10 protein-coding genes are annotated in these 17,077 nt (G+C 32.8%); 6 read left to right on the forward strand and 4 right to left on the reverse strand.

Features of this window, described 5'->3' with window-relative positions:
• Nucleotides 1-57: 57 nt before the first annotated feature.
• Genes proC through DZ60_RS0100600 form a run of 4 tightly spaced genes read right to left on the reverse strand, consistent with a single transcriptional unit; the run spans nt 58 to nt 3,703 of the window.
• The gene (gene proC / locus DZ60_RS0100585) at nt 58-852 is read right to left on the reverse strand and encodes a pyrroline-5-carboxylate reductase (protein ID WP_025739564.1); all 795 of its coding nucleotides are present in this window, start codon (nt 850-852) and stop codon (nt 58-60) included.
• Nucleotides 853-909: 57 nt separating this feature from the next.
• Nucleotides 910-1,887, reverse strand: coding sequence for an N-acetyl-gamma-glutamyl-phosphate reductase (gene argC, locus DZ60_RS0100590; protein WP_025739567.1), 978 nt, complete (start codon nt 1,885-1,887; stop codon nt 910-912).
• Nucleotides 1,884-3,074, reverse strand: a complete 1,191-nt coding sequence (locus DZ60_RS0100595) for an argininosuccinate synthase (RefSeq protein WP_025739569.1) — start codon at nt 3,072-3,074, stop codon at nt 1,884-1,886. The genes argC and DZ60_RS0100595 overlap by 4 nt, the downstream gene beginning before the upstream one ends.
• Entirely contained in the window at nt 3,062-3,703 is a 642-nt protein-coding gene (locus tag DZ60_RS0100600) for a GNAT family N-acetyltransferase (RefSeq protein WP_025739571.1), read from the reverse strand. The genes DZ60_RS0100595 and DZ60_RS0100600 overlap by 13 nt, the downstream gene beginning before the upstream one ends.
• A gap of 1,143 nt (nt 3,704-4,846) precedes the next feature.
• Between DZ60_RS0100600 and DZ60_RS0100605 the strand changes: the two genes are divergently transcribed.
• The 6 genes from DZ60_RS0100605 to DZ60_RS0100630 all read left to right on the forward strand — a co-directional run bounded on the left by DZ60_RS0100605 (nt 4,847) and on the right by DZ60_RS0100630 (nt 17,071).
• Entirely contained in the window at nt 4,847-5,629 is a 783-nt protein-coding gene (locus DZ60_RS0100605) for a FadR/GntR family transcriptional regulator (RefSeq protein ID WP_025739572.1), read from the forward strand.
• Between the two features lie 303 nt (nt 5,630-5,932).
• Nucleotides 5,933-9,118, forward strand: coding sequence for a SusC/RagA family TonB-linked outer membrane protein (locus DZ60_RS0100610; RefSeq protein ID WP_081740337.1), 3,186 nt, complete (start codon nt 5,933-5,935; stop codon nt 9,116-9,118).
• 94 nt (nt 9,119-9,212) lie between these two features.
• Nucleotides 9,213-10,718: a RagB/SusD family nutrient uptake outer membrane protein gene (locus tag DZ60_RS0100615; protein WP_025739575.1), complete on the forward strand. Its 1,506-nt coding sequence runs from the start codon at nt 9,213-9,215 to the stop codon at nt 10,716-10,718.
• A gap of 5 nt (nt 10,719-10,723) precedes the next feature.
• Nucleotides 10,724-13,147: a chondroitinase-B domain-containing protein gene (locus DZ60_RS0100620; RefSeq protein ID WP_025739576.1), complete on the forward strand. Its 2,424-nt coding sequence runs from the start codon at nt 10,724-10,726 to the stop codon at nt 13,145-13,147.
• Nucleotides 13,148-13,164: 17 nt separating this feature from the next.
• Nucleotides 13,165-14,772 (forward strand): IPT/TIG domain-containing protein, encoded by a 1,608-nt coding sequence (locus DZ60_RS0100625; protein ID WP_025739578.1) that lies wholly within the window; start codon nt 13,165-13,167, stop codon nt 14,770-14,772.
• A 34-nt stretch (nt 14,773-14,806) separates the two neighbouring features.
• Nucleotides 14,807-17,071, forward strand: coding sequence for a heparinase II/III domain-containing protein (locus DZ60_RS0100630; RefSeq protein WP_025739580.1), 2,265 nt, complete (start codon nt 14,807-14,809; stop codon nt 17,069-17,071).
• Nucleotides 17,072-17,077 lie beyond the last annotated feature (6 nt).

The following is a 17,077-nucleotide window of genomic DNA, read 5'->3' on the forward strand; positions in this document are numbered from 1 at the left end:
TTTGTTAATGGTTCTAAATTGTCGTAAAAACTATCAAAAGACAATTAAAATCATTAATTATTTTATTGTATTAATTTTTTCATAAGAGGCCATAATACCTTTTATTACAGATGAACTCAAACCTTGATGCTCCATTTCATTTAATCCTTCGATTGTACATCCTTGCGGTGTTGTTACCTTATCTATCTCACGTTCTGGATGGGTCCCATTTTCTGCAACTAAGGTGGCTGCTCCAATTGCCGTTTGAACAGCTATAATTTGTGCTTCATGAGGATGAAAACCCATTTGTATTCCTCCTTGAATCATGGCTCGCAAAAATCTCAAAAAGAAGGCAATTCCGCTTGCACCCAAAACTGTAGCCGCTTGCATTAATCGTTCTTCTATCACTAAAGTTTCTCCTATGGTATCAAACATTTTTACAACTATTTCTAGTTCGTCTTTTACATTATCATTTGCAGAGATACAGGTCATAGACAACTTTTTTGCAGCTCCTGTATTAGGCATAACCCGAATAACTTTATTATTAGGAACCACTTCATTAATCTCCTCTATTGATGTACCTGTAACCGTAGAAATTAATATTTGATCCGTCGTCAGCACATCTTTTATTTCATGTAAAACTCCATCAAGCTGTCTAGGCTGTACACATAGAATAACCCATTTCACTTCTTTTATAGAGGATAAGATATCTTGAGATGTCGAAACTCCTAACTCTTTCTCTACAATTTGGAGGTTGTATTTGGACTTATCTACAACAGTAATAGACTTTGCTTCAAACAAGTTACTACTGGCTAATCCAGATATAATAGATTTCCCTAAGTTCCCTCCTCCTATAATTGTTATTTTACTCATAACGATATCTTTATTTTTAAAATTTCGCTTATACGAAAACTACACTTAAAAATTCTTTTAAAATGCACTAGCTTTAAGTCCTAAACCGGTTTTTTCATCTAGCCCAAACATGAGATTCATATTATGAATAGCTTGTCCTGATGCTCCTTTTATCAAATTATCAATTATAGATGTCACTAATAACATTCCATCTTTTTTACTAACATGTAAAATACATTTATTAGTATTGACTACTTGCTTTAAATGAATTTCTTTATCAGAAACTACTGTAAATTCTGCATTCTTGTAAAAAGTCTTATAAAGCTCTTTTGCGGCTGCTTCAGTACCATCAAACTGTGTATATAATGTTGCATATATACCTTTACTAAAGTTACCTCTATTAGGTATAAAGAAAATTGGTGCTTCAAAATTACTTTGTAGCTGTATTACACTTTCCTTTATTTCATCTAAATGTTGATGAGTAAACACCTTATAACTAGAGAAGTTATTATCCCTCCAACTAAAATGTGTTGTTCCTCCTGGCATTACCCCAGCTCCAGTACTACCTGTAGTTGCATTTACATGTACCGCTTCTTTTAGTTTTCCTGAAGATGCCAACGGCAAAAGTGCTAACTGAATTGCTGTAGCGAAACACCCTGGGTTTGCTATATTCTTAGCATTTTTAATGGTGTCTTTTTGTAGCTCAGGTAATCCGTAGATAAAATCCCTTCCTAAGAAATGCTGATCATTGTTTAATCTAAAATCATTTCCTAAATCAATCACTTTAGTATGTTCAGAAAAAGTATTCTTTTCTAAAAAAGATCTGGATCTACCATGACCTAAACACAAAAACAATACATCAATATTAGTATTAATTGTATCTGTAAAGTCAAGCGCTATCTCACCTATCAAATCTGCATGCTGTTCATAAATAGGTCTACCCGCATTTGTAGTGCTGTAAACAAAATCCAGTGTTACTTCTGGATGATGCACAAGAAGTCTCAGTAATTCTCCAGCTGTATATCCAGAACCTCCTATAATTCCAACCTTAATCATGATTCACTTGGGTTTACATTGTGATATATCTTATTGGCATTGCCATAAATTTTTATAAATCCTTTGGCATCTTCTGAGGTCCAAGAGTTGTTCATTTCTCCATATTGCCCAAAATCAGATTTCATCATATCAAAATCAGAATTAATTCCCTCTAATGTAAAATGATATGGACGTAATGTAACAATTACATCTCCAGTAACCGATTTCTGAGAATCTTCAAGAAATACTTCTATATTTCTCATTACAGGATCTAGATAATTACCTTCATGTAAAAGCATGCCATACCAATTAGCTAATTGCTCCTTCCAGTATTGTTGCCATTTGGTCAATACATGTTTTTCTAACAAATGATGCGCTTTTATAATAACCATTGGTGCCGCTGCTTCAAACCCAACTCTTCCTTTTATACCAATGATAGTATCTCCTACATGAATATCCCTGCCTATTGCATACGCATTTGCAAGTTCTTCTAATTTCTGAATATTCCTTACGGGTGTATCTTTATCTCCATTTAAGGCCACAAGCTCACCTTTCTCAAAATTTAAGGTAACCGTTTCTGGTTCTTCTTTTCTCAATTGACTTGGATACGCCGATTCAGGCAAAGAACTATGAGATGTTAATGTCTCTTTTCCTCCCACACTGGTTCCCCAAATACCTTTATTTATTGAATACTGTGCTTTTTCCCAACTATAATGGACTCCGTGTTTTTCTAAAAAAGAAACCTCCTCCTGACGTGATAACTTGAGATCCCTAATCGGAGTAATTATCTCGATTTCTGGAGCAAGAGCCTGAAAAATAACATCAAACCGGATTTGATCATTTCCTGCGCCAGTACTGCCGTGAGCAATATACTTAGCGCCAACCTCTTTTGCATAATTAATTACTTCAATTGCTTGAAATATTCGTTCTGCACTGACAGAAAGTGGGTATGTATTATTCTTCAAAACATTACCAAAAATCAAATATTTAATTGCTTTTTGATAAAACTCATTAAGTATAGTTTTATTTACATGAGAAGAACTCCCTAATTCATAAGCTCTCTTTTTAGTATCCTCTAATTCTTTTTCAGAAAATCCCCCAGTATTAACCAATATGGTATGTACTTCTAAATTCTTTTCATGAATAAGATATTTCACACAATACGAAGTATCTAATCCTCCACTATATGCTACGACTACTTTTTCCATAACAACACTACTTTATTATTTTCAAGCATTGTTTGCTTGATATTTTTTAATCTTTTCAATATTTTTTTATCAAACCATCGCTCCTTTTTCTTTCTCTTCTTCTCTGGGTCATATAACATCCCAGTACATAAACACATTTTATGCTCTTTAGAAGTAAGAATATCATAATTAGTGCACGTCTTACAACCTGCCCAAAACTTAGGATCATCTGTAAGCTCAGAAAAAGTAACTGGTTTATACCCTAAATCAGAATTAATTTTCATTACTGCCAACCCTGTAGTTATTCCAAAAACTTTTGAAGTAGGGTATTTTTTTAACGAATAATTAAAAGTAAACTCTTTAATTTCTTTAGCCAATCCTTGATTTCTAAAATCAGGATGTACAATTAATCCAGAATGAGCAACATACTTTTCATGCCCCCAAACCTCTATATAACAGAAGCCTGCAAATTGCCCGTTAGACAATGCAATGATTGCATTTCCATTCTCCATTTTTTTCTGCACATATTCTGGGGAACGTTTAGCAATACCAGTACCCCTTACTTTTGCAGATGCTGATATCACTTCACATATCTCCTGCGCATATATAAAATGATCCTGATTGGCTATATTAATCTCTATCTGTTTCATAAACGAATTACGTCTATCAAAAAGTTATAATGTAAAAAATTTAAGGTAATCGCTTCTTGAATTGAATTTATCAAAACAACATTCAAACAATAACATACGTTTGAACTTAAGTTTAATAATTCAATAAGAAAGGTTTTTTATAGGGAAGAAGGACGCACCTTCTTCAGAAGAATTTTAAACCCACAAGGGGCGGCGAAAACGTCTTGAAATTGTTAAAAACACAAATAGCAAGTTCTTAGTTTGAACTTTAACTTCTCTTAAAATAATATTTTCCGTTTTCATAATAGTAACTCTAAATCGTCGGCTTTTGCCCCTTTCGTTAACTAGATGATGCAATATTACAGAAAAAAGTTTAATCTAACCATATAAATAAATAAAAAAGTTAAAAATTATCATTTTAACAAAAACAAAGCTCTTCAGACATAACATTCACAATAACAAACATGAATCAAACACAACTGGTAGTGTCATTTCAGAAAACGAACAACAATAATCCAACTTATTTATCAACTATCCGAAACATGAAAAAATAAATTTCACAAGACCACAAAATAACCTCACCCTACTCCTTACTAAGAGAGTAACGACTTATAAGAACTTAATCTTAAAAAATATAGATCAGAAAAAAAACACCAACAAAACAACTACAAAACTTTCTTCATAAATTCGAACACCTATTTCCGATAATTTTTAGATTTTAAAATATTAATAAAATAACATTGACCAAAAAACAACATTAGCATATTTTTTATCAAAAAAATAAAAGACCTATATTTATAAAAGAACAACCCAACAAAAAAACTATTTAAACCATATAAGTCAACTGACTAAAAAAAACTATAAAAATACAATTCGGGATATTATACCTACAAAACATAGATATTGACAAAATATAAAGACATAAACTTAGAATTCATTACAAAAAACAGAATCACATTAGCAAAAACAACAAAACAAAACACAAATAGCTAAAAAACAGACAAATACACAAAAAAAGCACAATATTCAATTATTTACAAATACTGATTAATTTCAGAAATATTACAAGAAATACAATATTTTATCAAAAAACTTAATAGTTCTTTATATATTGTTAAGAATTTTAACATTAAAATTTTGTAAAACAAAAAAGATATTATATTTTTGATCACATCAAATTGGTTAACCAAATTGGTCAACCAATTACTTTTTACTCTAAAAATAAACAAGATAGAAAAGTTAGAAAAAGTAGCATTGGCTAAAGAAAGTACAGAAGAAACAATTATTTCCAAAATCAGAGAATTGATTGTTTCTAAACAGTTGGAGCCTAACGATAGGTTACCTGCTGAGAGAAGTCTTGCCGAAAAATTTGGAGTTACCCGTAATCAATTACGTCAAGCTATTCAAAAATTGGAATTTTATGGTTTGGTAAAAAAATACCCACAAAGTGGTACTAGAGTTTCTAATATAGGAGTAACAGCTCTTAATGGGATGATGTCTGACATTCTACAACTTCAAAAACCAGATTTTAAATCCTTAGTAGAAACAAGAATTATATTAGAAACAAATGCTTTAAGACTCGCTTCTATAAGAAGAACAGAAGCTCAGGTAATTCAAATTCAAAAAGCCCATGAGGCATACAGTGAAAAAGCAATAAAAGGATTAGATGCTGTTGAAGAAGATATGATGTTTCACTTAAAATTAGCAGAAGCAAGTAATAACAGTGTTATTAACTCTTTAATGCTGGTCATTACGCCCGAAATCATCAGTCATTTCGTAAGTAATAAAGTATGTAATAATGAAGAAAACTATTTACTTATTAAGGAACATCAAGCAATCGTAGATTCAATTAAAGATAAAGACGCCGAAAAAGCAGTGGCACACCTTGAAGATCATTTTAAAGAACTTCACAAATATTGTTATGAACAAAATAAAAACATTATCTAAAAATTAAAGTAAGAATAGAAAACAGAAAAATTAAAGGTCAATAAAGAAATAAAAAAGAAAAAAAGGAAATTTCTTTTTTTAAATTTACTATAAAACTATAGTAAGAATCGCACTACAATTACTCACTACCACCAAAAACATGTAAAATAAATAAAAAGAAAAGCATTTTCTTTTTACTTATTTTTAGTAATTTGTTGTAATCGAGTAATTATGAATTCAAGGCTTGCCTTGTATAACAACAAATGATCCAATATTTAAAGGATTAAATTAAAACCAAAGTATTATTAAACAAAATAACTACGTATGTATTTCAAAAAGATTTTTACAATCCTAATGATTGTTTTATGTCCTTTCGCCTTATTAGCTCAGAGTAGCTATCAAGTGGAAGGTGTCGTTACTTCTGCCGAAGATGGTTTACCCATACCCGGTGTTAACATTATTATAACGGGAACACAAACAGGTACTTCTACAGATTTTGATGGTCAATATCAACTAAAAGTAAAAAAAGGAGACATTCTTTCCTTTTCGTATTCAGGAATGAAAACTGTTACAGTAATAGTTGCTGACCAACCAACTATTGATGTTCAAATAGAACAGGAAACGTCAGAACTAGAACAGGTTGTGGTAATTGGGTATGGTACTCAAAGAAAATCACACCTTACTGGATCAATTTCAAAATTAGAAAACAAAAACTTAGACGAATTACCTTATTCTGATGTTTCAAGCGGGATAAAAGGTAAAATTGCCGGTGTTCAAATTAAAAACATTTCAGGAAATGTAGGAGATGATCCTCAAATCCTTGTTCGTGGTATTGGTTCTATTAGTTTAAGTTCTCAGCCGCTGATTGTAGTGGATGGTTTTCCTTTTGAAGACGGATTACAATTTATTAACCCAAGTACTATAAAATCTATTGAGGTTCTTAAAGATGCGAGTTCTACGGCAATATATGGTTCTCGTGGTGCAAACGGAGTTATAATTGTTACTACAAAAGAAGGTAAAGCTAAGAAAGTATCTTACGAATTTAAATCACTATCAGGTTACAAAAAGGCCTTTAGAAAACTTGATTTATTAAATTCTCTTGAATATGCAGATTTAGATCGCTCTAGAGATCAGATTACCGAAAACATTAATGCCTTAGCAGAAGATAGAGAAGCTTCTACTGTTTATTACGACAACACACAAATTGCTAAAAGAATTATCACCGAAAATATTGGTGGTCCAACAGATTGGCAAGATGAAGCTCTTAGGAAACCTGCACGTATTGATAGTTATCAGTTAAACGTATCTGGTGGTACCGACAAGACAAACTATTACATTTCGGGTAGTTACCTTTATGATGAAGGATTAAGAAAAGACAACGATTTAGAAAGAATCAATTTATCTTCAAAGTTTAGAACAAAACTTAGTGATAAACTTACATTAAAATTAAATGTAAACCCATCATATACTAAAGTAAGGCGATCGGCTATCAACTTTACAGATGTTGGACGATACGAAACTTGGATCCCTGTAAGACATAACGCGTATACTGCAGGTCTAACGGGAAAAGAAATAGGAAGTTTTGCACATAGTCCTGATTTTCAGAATCTTGGACTAAACTTTGATTATGTTGACCCTAACTCAACTACTGGTGAAGTTCAAAATACTGGATTACTAAATTCTCTTTGGGGTTCAGGTAACTTCAACCCTATATCGAGACAAGCATCAAGTGAAAGAAATCGTTTTGATTACAGACTTATTACTAACATATCTGCACAATGGAAAATAACAAATAATTTAACCTTCAATTCTTCTTTAGGAAATTATACTCAGTATAGAAAAGAAGAAGAATTTTTTGGTAGAGATGGAGATAGAGATGGTATAAACACGGGTATTTCTGCAGATCGTCTTCGTGTAAAGTATATTAATGAAAATACATTAAACTTTTCAAAAGACTTTAATGGACACGAAGTAAGTGCTTTAGTCGGTATCACTTATGAAAATGATAAGTACACATTTTCTAACATTGAACTTACAAACTTCGCTGATGAAAATATTACAACATTAAATGGAGGAACGACAGTAAATCTAGATGAATTAGAGACCTTGAAATTTAGTACAATCTTATCTTCTTATTTAGGTCGTTTAAACTATTCATTTAAAGACAGGTACCTACTTTCTCTTGTAACTCGTGTCGATGGGTTCTCTAGATTTGGTTCTAACAACTATTATGGATTGTTCCCATCAGTATCATTAGGATGGAATGTAGCGAATGAAGATTTCTGGCAGAATAGTGTTGGATCTACAGTTAATAGATTCAAACTAAGGTCTAGTTGGGGTATTAGTGGTAGTAACGCAATTGCTACTGAAGATTATCCGGCCTTTACACTTATACAAGCCAATAATTATAGTCTTGGTAGCGGTAGCGGAACTTTAGTTTCTGGATTTGGAGAATTAAACCCAGACACAACCGAATCTGAAGTTCAAGGAAACCCTGATATTAGTTGGGAAACTAACACAGAATTTAACAATGGTGTTGATTTAGGATTTTTTAATAGTGCTGTTAACCTTACCGTTGATTACTACTATAAAATATCAGAAAAGCTGTTACTACAACAAGCAATTTCTAATGTTACTGGATTTGACGAAATATTTAATAATATAGGTAAGATTCAAAATTCTGGTTGGGAATTTGATTTATCTACTAATGTCGGAAGTGGTAAATTTAACTGGCAAGCCAGTGCTAATATTGCTTTTAACGAAAACAAATTAATATCATTTGGAGGAGCAGAAAGAGTAATTAGTGATGGGGAACGTGATGATCAATACATCACAAGAGTAGGAGATCCATATATCCAGTTTTATGGATACAAAACAGATGGTATTTTCAACAATCAAGAAGAACTTCTCAATAGCCCAACGGCTTCAGATGATGCTGTAGGTGGTCTAAAAAGAGTTGATATCAATGGTGACGGAGAAATCACAGCTGATGACCGAACAGTAATAGGAAACCCTTTTCCAGATTATATCTGGGGATTCACAAATACCTTTACTTACGGAAATCTTGATTTAAACTTTTCTTTTCAAGGATCTCAAGGTGCAGACGTAGTTTGGGGAGAAGCTCATTATACTGAAACTAAAAGATACTTAAGAGATTATACAATAGATCAATATTTTAACTCTACAGTAAATGCTTCTCAACCAGGATCAAACTCAGAAGGTGTGGCATGGATCGGAACTGATTATGCTGTTCAAGATGCTTCTTATATCTCATTACGTGAAGTTATCTTAGGATACACGCTACCAAAACTTTCTATGGAAAAAATCGGTTTAACCAAAATGAGAATCTATGTATCTGGACAGAATTTATGGTATAGCGTAGACGATAGTTATTTAGGATTAAACCCTGAGGGAATTACTGATCAAGGCAATGTTCTTGTTACTGGATACCAAAGAGGTGTGACTCCTATACAACAGCAATTGGCAATAGGGTTAGATATAAATTTCTAAATAGAAAAGTATAGTAACCGTATAGTATATACAATTCGTACTTAATCGAACAAAGTATATTTTATTACGATAACCATTAGAAAAAATATAAAAAATGAAAAATATTTTTAAATATCAAACCAGATTATTAACTCGCATGACGTGCTTGGTAGCATTTTCGCTACTTATCTTCTCTTGCGACCTAGATGTTGAACCAGAGTCTTTTCGTGTTAGTGAAGACTTTTATACAAGTGCTGAAGATTTAGAACTTGCTATGATCAGCACCTACTCTAGTTATCAAAATGTTATGAATCTAGAGTTTAACGTTACAGAATTACGTACAGACAACACCTATCTCGATCCAGATAGATCTGCAAATAATGATGTAGATAGATTTACATTAGATAGATTTACATTAAACACTACAAACCCGATTAATGAATCTTACTATAGAGCTTGCTACAAAACAATTGCATTAGCAAACCGTGTTCTGGCAAATCTTGATGTTGTAGAAGATGAAGAATTCAAAAATCAATTAGAAGGAGAAGCGCTATTTTTTAGAGGTTTAATGCATTTCAACCTAGTAAGACTATATGGTGGTATTGTTTTAGTAGATGAAATATTAATTGGTGAAGAAGGTTTTGAATTATCAAGATCAACTGAAGCAGAAGCATATGAATTCATTATCAATGATCTTGTAAATGCTTCTTCTTTATTACCAAGTGCATATGGTGAAGATGACTTAGGTAGAGCAACAAATTGGGCTGCTAAAGGACTACTTGGTAAAGTTTATTTAACTACTGGTGCAAATTATGCTGAGGCCATAACAGTACTTGAAGAAATCCGTGATAGTGGAGAATTCGCATTAGTAGATGATTATGCAAGCCTTTTTACTCCAGAAACTGAAATTAATAGTGAGATTTTATTTGCCGTACGATATTCAGGTGGTAATAATGGTGTAGGTTCTCCTTTTCCAACAAACTTTTCTCCAAGAGGAAGTTTAGGAACGGTTACATTTGGAGATGGTGATGGATTAAACATTCCAACTGTAGATTTGGTAAATTCATATGATCCTGCTGATCCAAGAAAAGGTGTTTCTTTGGCCGAAAGTTATTTTAACCTTGAAGAAAATGAAGTACTTTTTAACTACATTATCAAATATAATTCTGAAAACTTAGTAGCTACGGAAGATGGAGAAGTTGATTGGCCTGTAATTAGATATGCCGATGTATTACTTATGTTAGCAGAAGCTTATATAGAAGAAAACGGTTCTCTTGATGATGCTTTAGCAGAATTGAACAAGGTACGTAATCGTGGTGGTGACGGAGTAGGATTACCTGTACTTACAACAACAGATGTATCTACAGCATTTGATTTTAAATTAGCACTTGAGAATGAAAGACGTCATGAATTTGCTTTTGAAAATCATCGTTATTTTGATCTATTAAGAACTGGAAGAACGCTAATAGTTCTTAGTGCACATTTCAGCACAGAACCATTGTATAATGCAGGTGATGATTTACAATATACAGGAGGTTTAGATACAACTAAGTTGTTATTACCTATCCCTCAATATGAAATAGATCTTAACCCAAGTATTGGTCAAAATATCGGTTATTAAAAAAAATGATGGCTAACAAATCATATATTGGTTTACTAGTTTTAATACTATTGATGACTTCACAATATTGTGCTGCCAAGGAAACTTTGGTGGCCAATATTGATGAATTCAACGATGCTATAAAAAAAGTGCAACCGGGAGACCATATAATTCTCAAAAATGGAGAATGGAACAACGCACAACTCGTTGTTATTGGTCAAGGCTTGCAAGATTCACCTATTACCATTGAAGCAGAAACTTCTGGTGAAGTAATATTCACAGGGGATTCACACCTTAAAATGGCAGGTCAATTTATAGTAGTAAAAGGATTATGGTTTAAAAATGGATATACTTCTGAAAAAGCAGTATTAAGCTTTAGAAAAAACTCCAAAGAATTCGCCATTCATTCACGTATTACAGAATGTGCAGTTACCAATTATAACCCTACTGTAAAAACACAAAAGTACAATTACATAGGTCTTTGGGGAAAAAACAATCAAGTAGATCGTAATTATTTCAAAGGTAAAACCAATAACGGTCCTGTACTTGTGGTATGGCTAAAGGGAGAATCCCATATTGATAACAACCATATTATTGAGTATAATCATTTTGCAGGAAGGCCTCCTTTGGGAACAAATGGTGGTGAAACTATTAGAATAGGTACAAGTCAGACATCTTTATCCTCATCTCGAACATTAGTACGTAATAATACGTTTCAAAAATGTAACGGAGAAGTAGAGATCATTTCTAATAAAAGCTGTGACAATATTTTTAGGAATAATTTATTTCTAGAAAGTGAAGGAGTTCTAACGCTAAGACATGGCAATAGAGCATTAGTAGAAGGAAATGTTTTTATTGGAAATCAAAAGCCTAAGACTGGTGGTATACGTGTAATTAATGCAGGTCATATTATCAGAAACAATCTGATGATTGGTCTTGCAGGTTCTGGCTTCAGAAGTCCTATAGTTGTCATGAATGCGGTACCCAACAGTCCTTTGAATAGATACCATCAAGTAAACAATGTTGATATTCAGAATAATACTATTATAGATTCTTCTCCTATACAATTGTGTGCTGGCAAGGACGATGAACGTTCCTTAGCACCTATTAATACTATTTTTGCAAATAATATTATTTCTAATAGTAATGGAGGAAAAATAGCAGAAGTATTTGACAGTCTAAAAGGGTTTACTTTTTCTAATAATTATATCGATACAAACAATACGTTTGATCAAAATGGTTTTAGCCCAATTGATATGAAATGGGATTTAGTTAATCAATCTCTTTTAGTGCCTTCTTTATCTAATGGTGCAAAGCTAAAAGCTACTAAGGTAAGTGATAATGCTCCGAGCATAGATATTACTGGAAGTAAGCGAAATGTTTTGATTGCTGGGGCTTATAACCTTGCCAATAAAACATTACCAGAAGCTTTGACTATGCAAGTTGGTCCACAAACTTGGAAACCAATTGTAGAACCACTTAAGGTTATTTTAAGTGACCAAGTTATAGAAGTAGAACCTGGTATTAGTACATTAAGAGAGGCTATAAAAAAAGCCCCTTCTGGTGCTACTCTAAAATTAAAAGCAGGCGAATACACTCTTGAAAAAGGAATTAAAATAACAGGGCATATTACCATAACAGGTATCGACTCTGTTAAGAAACCGATTTTAAAGATTAAAAGTGGGTTAGAAAAAACACCTAATTATATTTTTAGAGTTACAGAAGGAAATATTCTTAAATTGAATAATCTTGAGCTAACAGGTTATAATACCACTCCAATTAAATATGCGATAGTATCTCCTGATAAAGGAGAAACGCTCCCCTATTCTCTTTCTATAAAGAGTTGTTATATTCATGATTTTAAAAATCAGAATGGTGGTAGTATTTTTAAAGCATATAAAGGAACAATTGCAGACACTATTAGCATTTCGAACTCAAGGTTAGAAAATTCTTTTCGAGGTCTTAACCTCGCTTCAGAAAAAGATGATTTAGGTAAATTCAATGCTAAAATACTTGTAATTGATAATACTGTATTTAAAAACATTGAAGATTGGGCGCTTAATTATTACAGAGGTGGCAATGAATCAATTGACGCAGGAAAACTTATAGTTAACCATTGTATCTTTAGCAATATAGCTAACAAAGAAAAAGGTAAAATTTTAAGAACGAAAGGAATTAGTAATGTTAGCATCCAAAACTCTGTTTTTGAAAACAGTATAAAAATAAAACAACCTATACATTTATCAGGAACAAAAAATACAATTAATAATTGCTTATTATTTGATGTCGGTACTATGAAAATTTCTGATGGTGCCACATCAAAAGATATATATTATAAAAACCCAAAGTGGGAAGACAAAAATAATTTCAAGCCGAGTGCAAAGTCGCCATTGATCAAAAATGCAGATGCCACTAAGCAAATCGGATTAAATTTTAAATTAAAAAAATAATACTAATACTATACACTATGAAAAACCCAAAAACGTATTTCGGAAAAGTGTTAGCCAGTTCACTTATTTTTGGACTTGTGCTAATGTTTGCGATATCCTCTTGTGATGCGGATATTGAAGTTGAACAAACAATTGAAGATATTAATTCAGAAACCCCTGTAATTACTTCTTTCTCTCCTACATCGGTTGATGTTTTAGGACTGATTGAGGTAGAAGGTGAATTCTTGCAATTTGTTGATAAGGCCTTTATTGGTGGTACTGAATGTATCATTTACTCTAGAATTGGAGCTAACAAAATAGTTTTACAGGTTACCACAGATAATCCCTCTGGACAAATAACACTTCAGAATGAATTGTTTTTAGATGATAATAGTGAAGAACCAGTTGTATTCGAAGCTACTTCAGCAGAAACCTTAACTGTAACATTCCCTGACCCTGAGTTTAGCACTGCTACGCTTCCTGATGAAACAATTGTAAACCAAACAGTAGCTATTGAAGGATCAAACCTTAGTACAGTTACTTCTGTTACTTTTGGAGGTGTAGATGCAACTATAGAATTTCAAGATAATTCTGCAGTGGTAGTAAGCACACCTAATATCCCAAAGGACATTGGTGAAGCTGGAGTTGATGTTGTTGTTAATTATATTACAAGTGCTGGTGAACAATCACAAACTATTGCCAATGGTTATGTAATTATTGTGCCGTTACCAGAGATTTCTTCACGACCAAGAATAATGCATCTCGACAGTGAGGTTTTATTATCAGGTTCTGATCTTAACCTTACGACACAGGTAATCTTATCTGATGGTGTTGCAGGTGACGGTGTTAATGATGGTGCAGCCGATGTTATTGCTACGATAACTGAAGTAGAAGCTACTTCTCTAAAATTCGTGATACCAAACACAACACCTACAGGTTTATATGATATTTCTCTTGTTGACGCTGATGGAAATTCAAATGTTATAGAAGATGTTGGATATATTAATGGTGGATATTACGAATATTACGATTTTGATGATGATGATGTAAGTACTGTAAGAGATGCGAAAAACGATCCTGCACAGGTGGTTTTATCGGTTGACTCAGACGAAGCAAATCAACCACGTTTTGCGGGAGCTACTGTACCATTTGGAACTACACATTTAAAAATAGATTACCCTGCAGCTACTACAAGTACATTGGCATACATATATGGTTATGAAAGTAATGGATTTAGTACTCCTGAGCAAGCAGCTGAATCTGCAGCAATGAATGATGCTGATGGTAGATTCGGAGGTAATCCTGTATTACACTACTGGGTAAGACTAGACGGAGATGACTCAAGAACCAAAATATACTTAGGTACTGCAAGTGCACAACGTAGAGAATCAAATGGAGAACTTATTGATGATACAGGAGGAGAATGGGTATTAGTTGCTGTAGAGCTTAACGGTTTTATGGATAGTGCTGCTAACTTTGCGCAATTCCATTTAAGATTAACTGCAGGTAGTGGTGGTGATGACATTCCTAGATCTGCACGTTATGATTGGATCATTGTAACTGATAAAGTATTAACAGAATTCGGTGCCGTTAATTATACACCTTCTTCTCTTACAGATGAAACATTCTGGAAAGATCAAGGGTAAAAAACAATTAAACCAATTATATAAAAATAGTTAAATGACTTATAAGTCTAACTATACTATAAGATTAAGGCTAGGTAGTTTACTCCTAGCCTTAGTCCTTAGTATTACTTCTTTTAATTGTAAAAGAAATCAAGAACAGGAACCAACAGAAGAAACAATAACCACTTCAAAATATCCAATCTTAGGATTATCTTCCGCAGATGCAAAAGAAATAAGAACTTTAATCGGTTCTGATAAAATTCTTCAAGCATCTTATGTTGCATCTCAAGAAACAGCTGATCAAGCTATAACAAATGGAATAGAAGTACCTTTACCAAAAGACCCAGGTGGTGGCTATACGCACGAAAAGCATAAGCGTAACTACCATGAAATGTATTCGGCCGGTCTTAGCTATCAAATTACTAATGACAAAAAATATGCTCAGTTTGTAATCGATATGCTATTGCAATATGCTGCAATGTATCCAAAATTACCACTTCACCCAAAAAGTAAAGAAAATCACCCTGCGGGAAAATTATTCTGGCAAGGTCTTAATGAAAGCGTATGGCTTGTAAATACAATTCAGGCATATGACTTAATTTACGATACCGTAAATGATGAAGACAGAAAAATTATCGAAGATCAACTTTTTAGGAACGTTGTAGAATTTGTTAGTGTAGATTCTAAAGATACTTTTAATAGAATTCATAATCATGGAACGTGGGCTGTTGCGGGTGTCGGTATGACAGGATATGTATTAGACGACCAAGATATGGTGGACCGTGCATTATATGGAAGTAACAAAGATAAAGAAACTGGTTTTTTGAAACAAATCGATATGCTCTTCTCTCCTGATGGTTACTATTCTGAAGGTCCTTATTATCAAAGATATGCAATGATGCCATTTATGGTATTTGCGCAGGCGATTCAAAACAATCAACCTGATTTAAAAATCTTCGAGCATAGAAATCAATTACTAGGTAAAGCAGTGACCACTGTTTTACAACTTACAGATGAAAACGGAGCTTTCTTACCTTTTAATGATGCCTTAAAAGAAAAGAACTATCTAACAGGCGAAATGGTATTTGCTAGCAATATTGCATATGCATATTATAAAGATAGTGCACTTCTACCTGTTATATTAAAACATCAACAAGTAAGTATTTCTAGTGCAGGTCTTCAAGTAATTAAAGGACTAGAAAACTACACAGATACTGGGTACGTTAAAAACTCAATGCTTATTAAAGATGGTAATGGAGGACAAGATGGTGGTTTAGCATTATTTAGAATGCCCAATGAGAAGGATGGCAAATTAAATGCTATTTTCAAGTTTGCATCACAAGGAATGGGACATGGTCATTTTGATAGACTCTCCCTATTCATGTACAATGGAAAACAAGAAATTCTTCAGGATTATGGAGCCGCACGATTTCTTAATGTCGAGTCTAAAGTCGGTGGACGTTATTTACCCGAAAACCAAACTTGGGCAAAACAAACCATTGCTCACAATACCGTTACAATCGATGAAAAATCACAATTTGGAGCGAATGTAAAAAAATCTAGCACAATTAGTCCAAAACTCGTATTTTCGCATCTTGAAAATGAAAATGTTCAGGTGGTAAGTGCTATTGAAAATAATGGATATGAGGGCGTTGAAATGCAACGAACTATTGCTATGGTCAAAGATGAAAAGTCTGAAAGACCTCCTTTTATTGTTGATGTATATAATCTTAGATCAGATAAATCACATCAATATGACCTTAACTTCATGTATCAAGGTCATGTTATGGAAACAAACTTTGAGTATGTACAACAAAATCCATTAAAAGCATTAGGTACTAATAACGGATATCAACATCTGTGGAAATTGGCTGAAGGTACCAGTGATAATACAATAGCAACACTTACTTGGTTAAATAAAAACACCTTCTACTCTATTTCCAGCCTTATTAATTCTGGAAGTAAGATGATTTTTTCAAAATTAGGAGCAAATGACCCTAATTTTAATCTTAGAAATGATCCATCTTATATGATCAGAGAAAAAGGAAAAAGTAATCATACTTTTGTTAATGTTATAGAGCCACATGGAGATTTTGATCCAAAACTAGAATCTGTTAAGAAGCCCCACTCTGATATTAAAGACATACAATTAATAGTCGCTAACAAAGAATATACAATTGTTCAAATAATATTCAAAAGCAGTCAAGAATATACTTTAATGCTGTCAAATCAATCACATGACAGTAATAAAACACATAAAATCACCATTGAAGAAAAAGAATATCAATGGACTGGGAATTATAATCTAAAATTAAATTAATTAAAC

The sequence above is a fragment of the Aquimarina pacifica genome, assembly GCF_000520955.1.
In the GTDB taxonomy this organism is placed as follows: domain Bacteria; phylum Bacteroidota; class Bacteroidia; order Flavobacteriales; family Flavobacteriaceae; genus Aquimarina; species Aquimarina pacifica.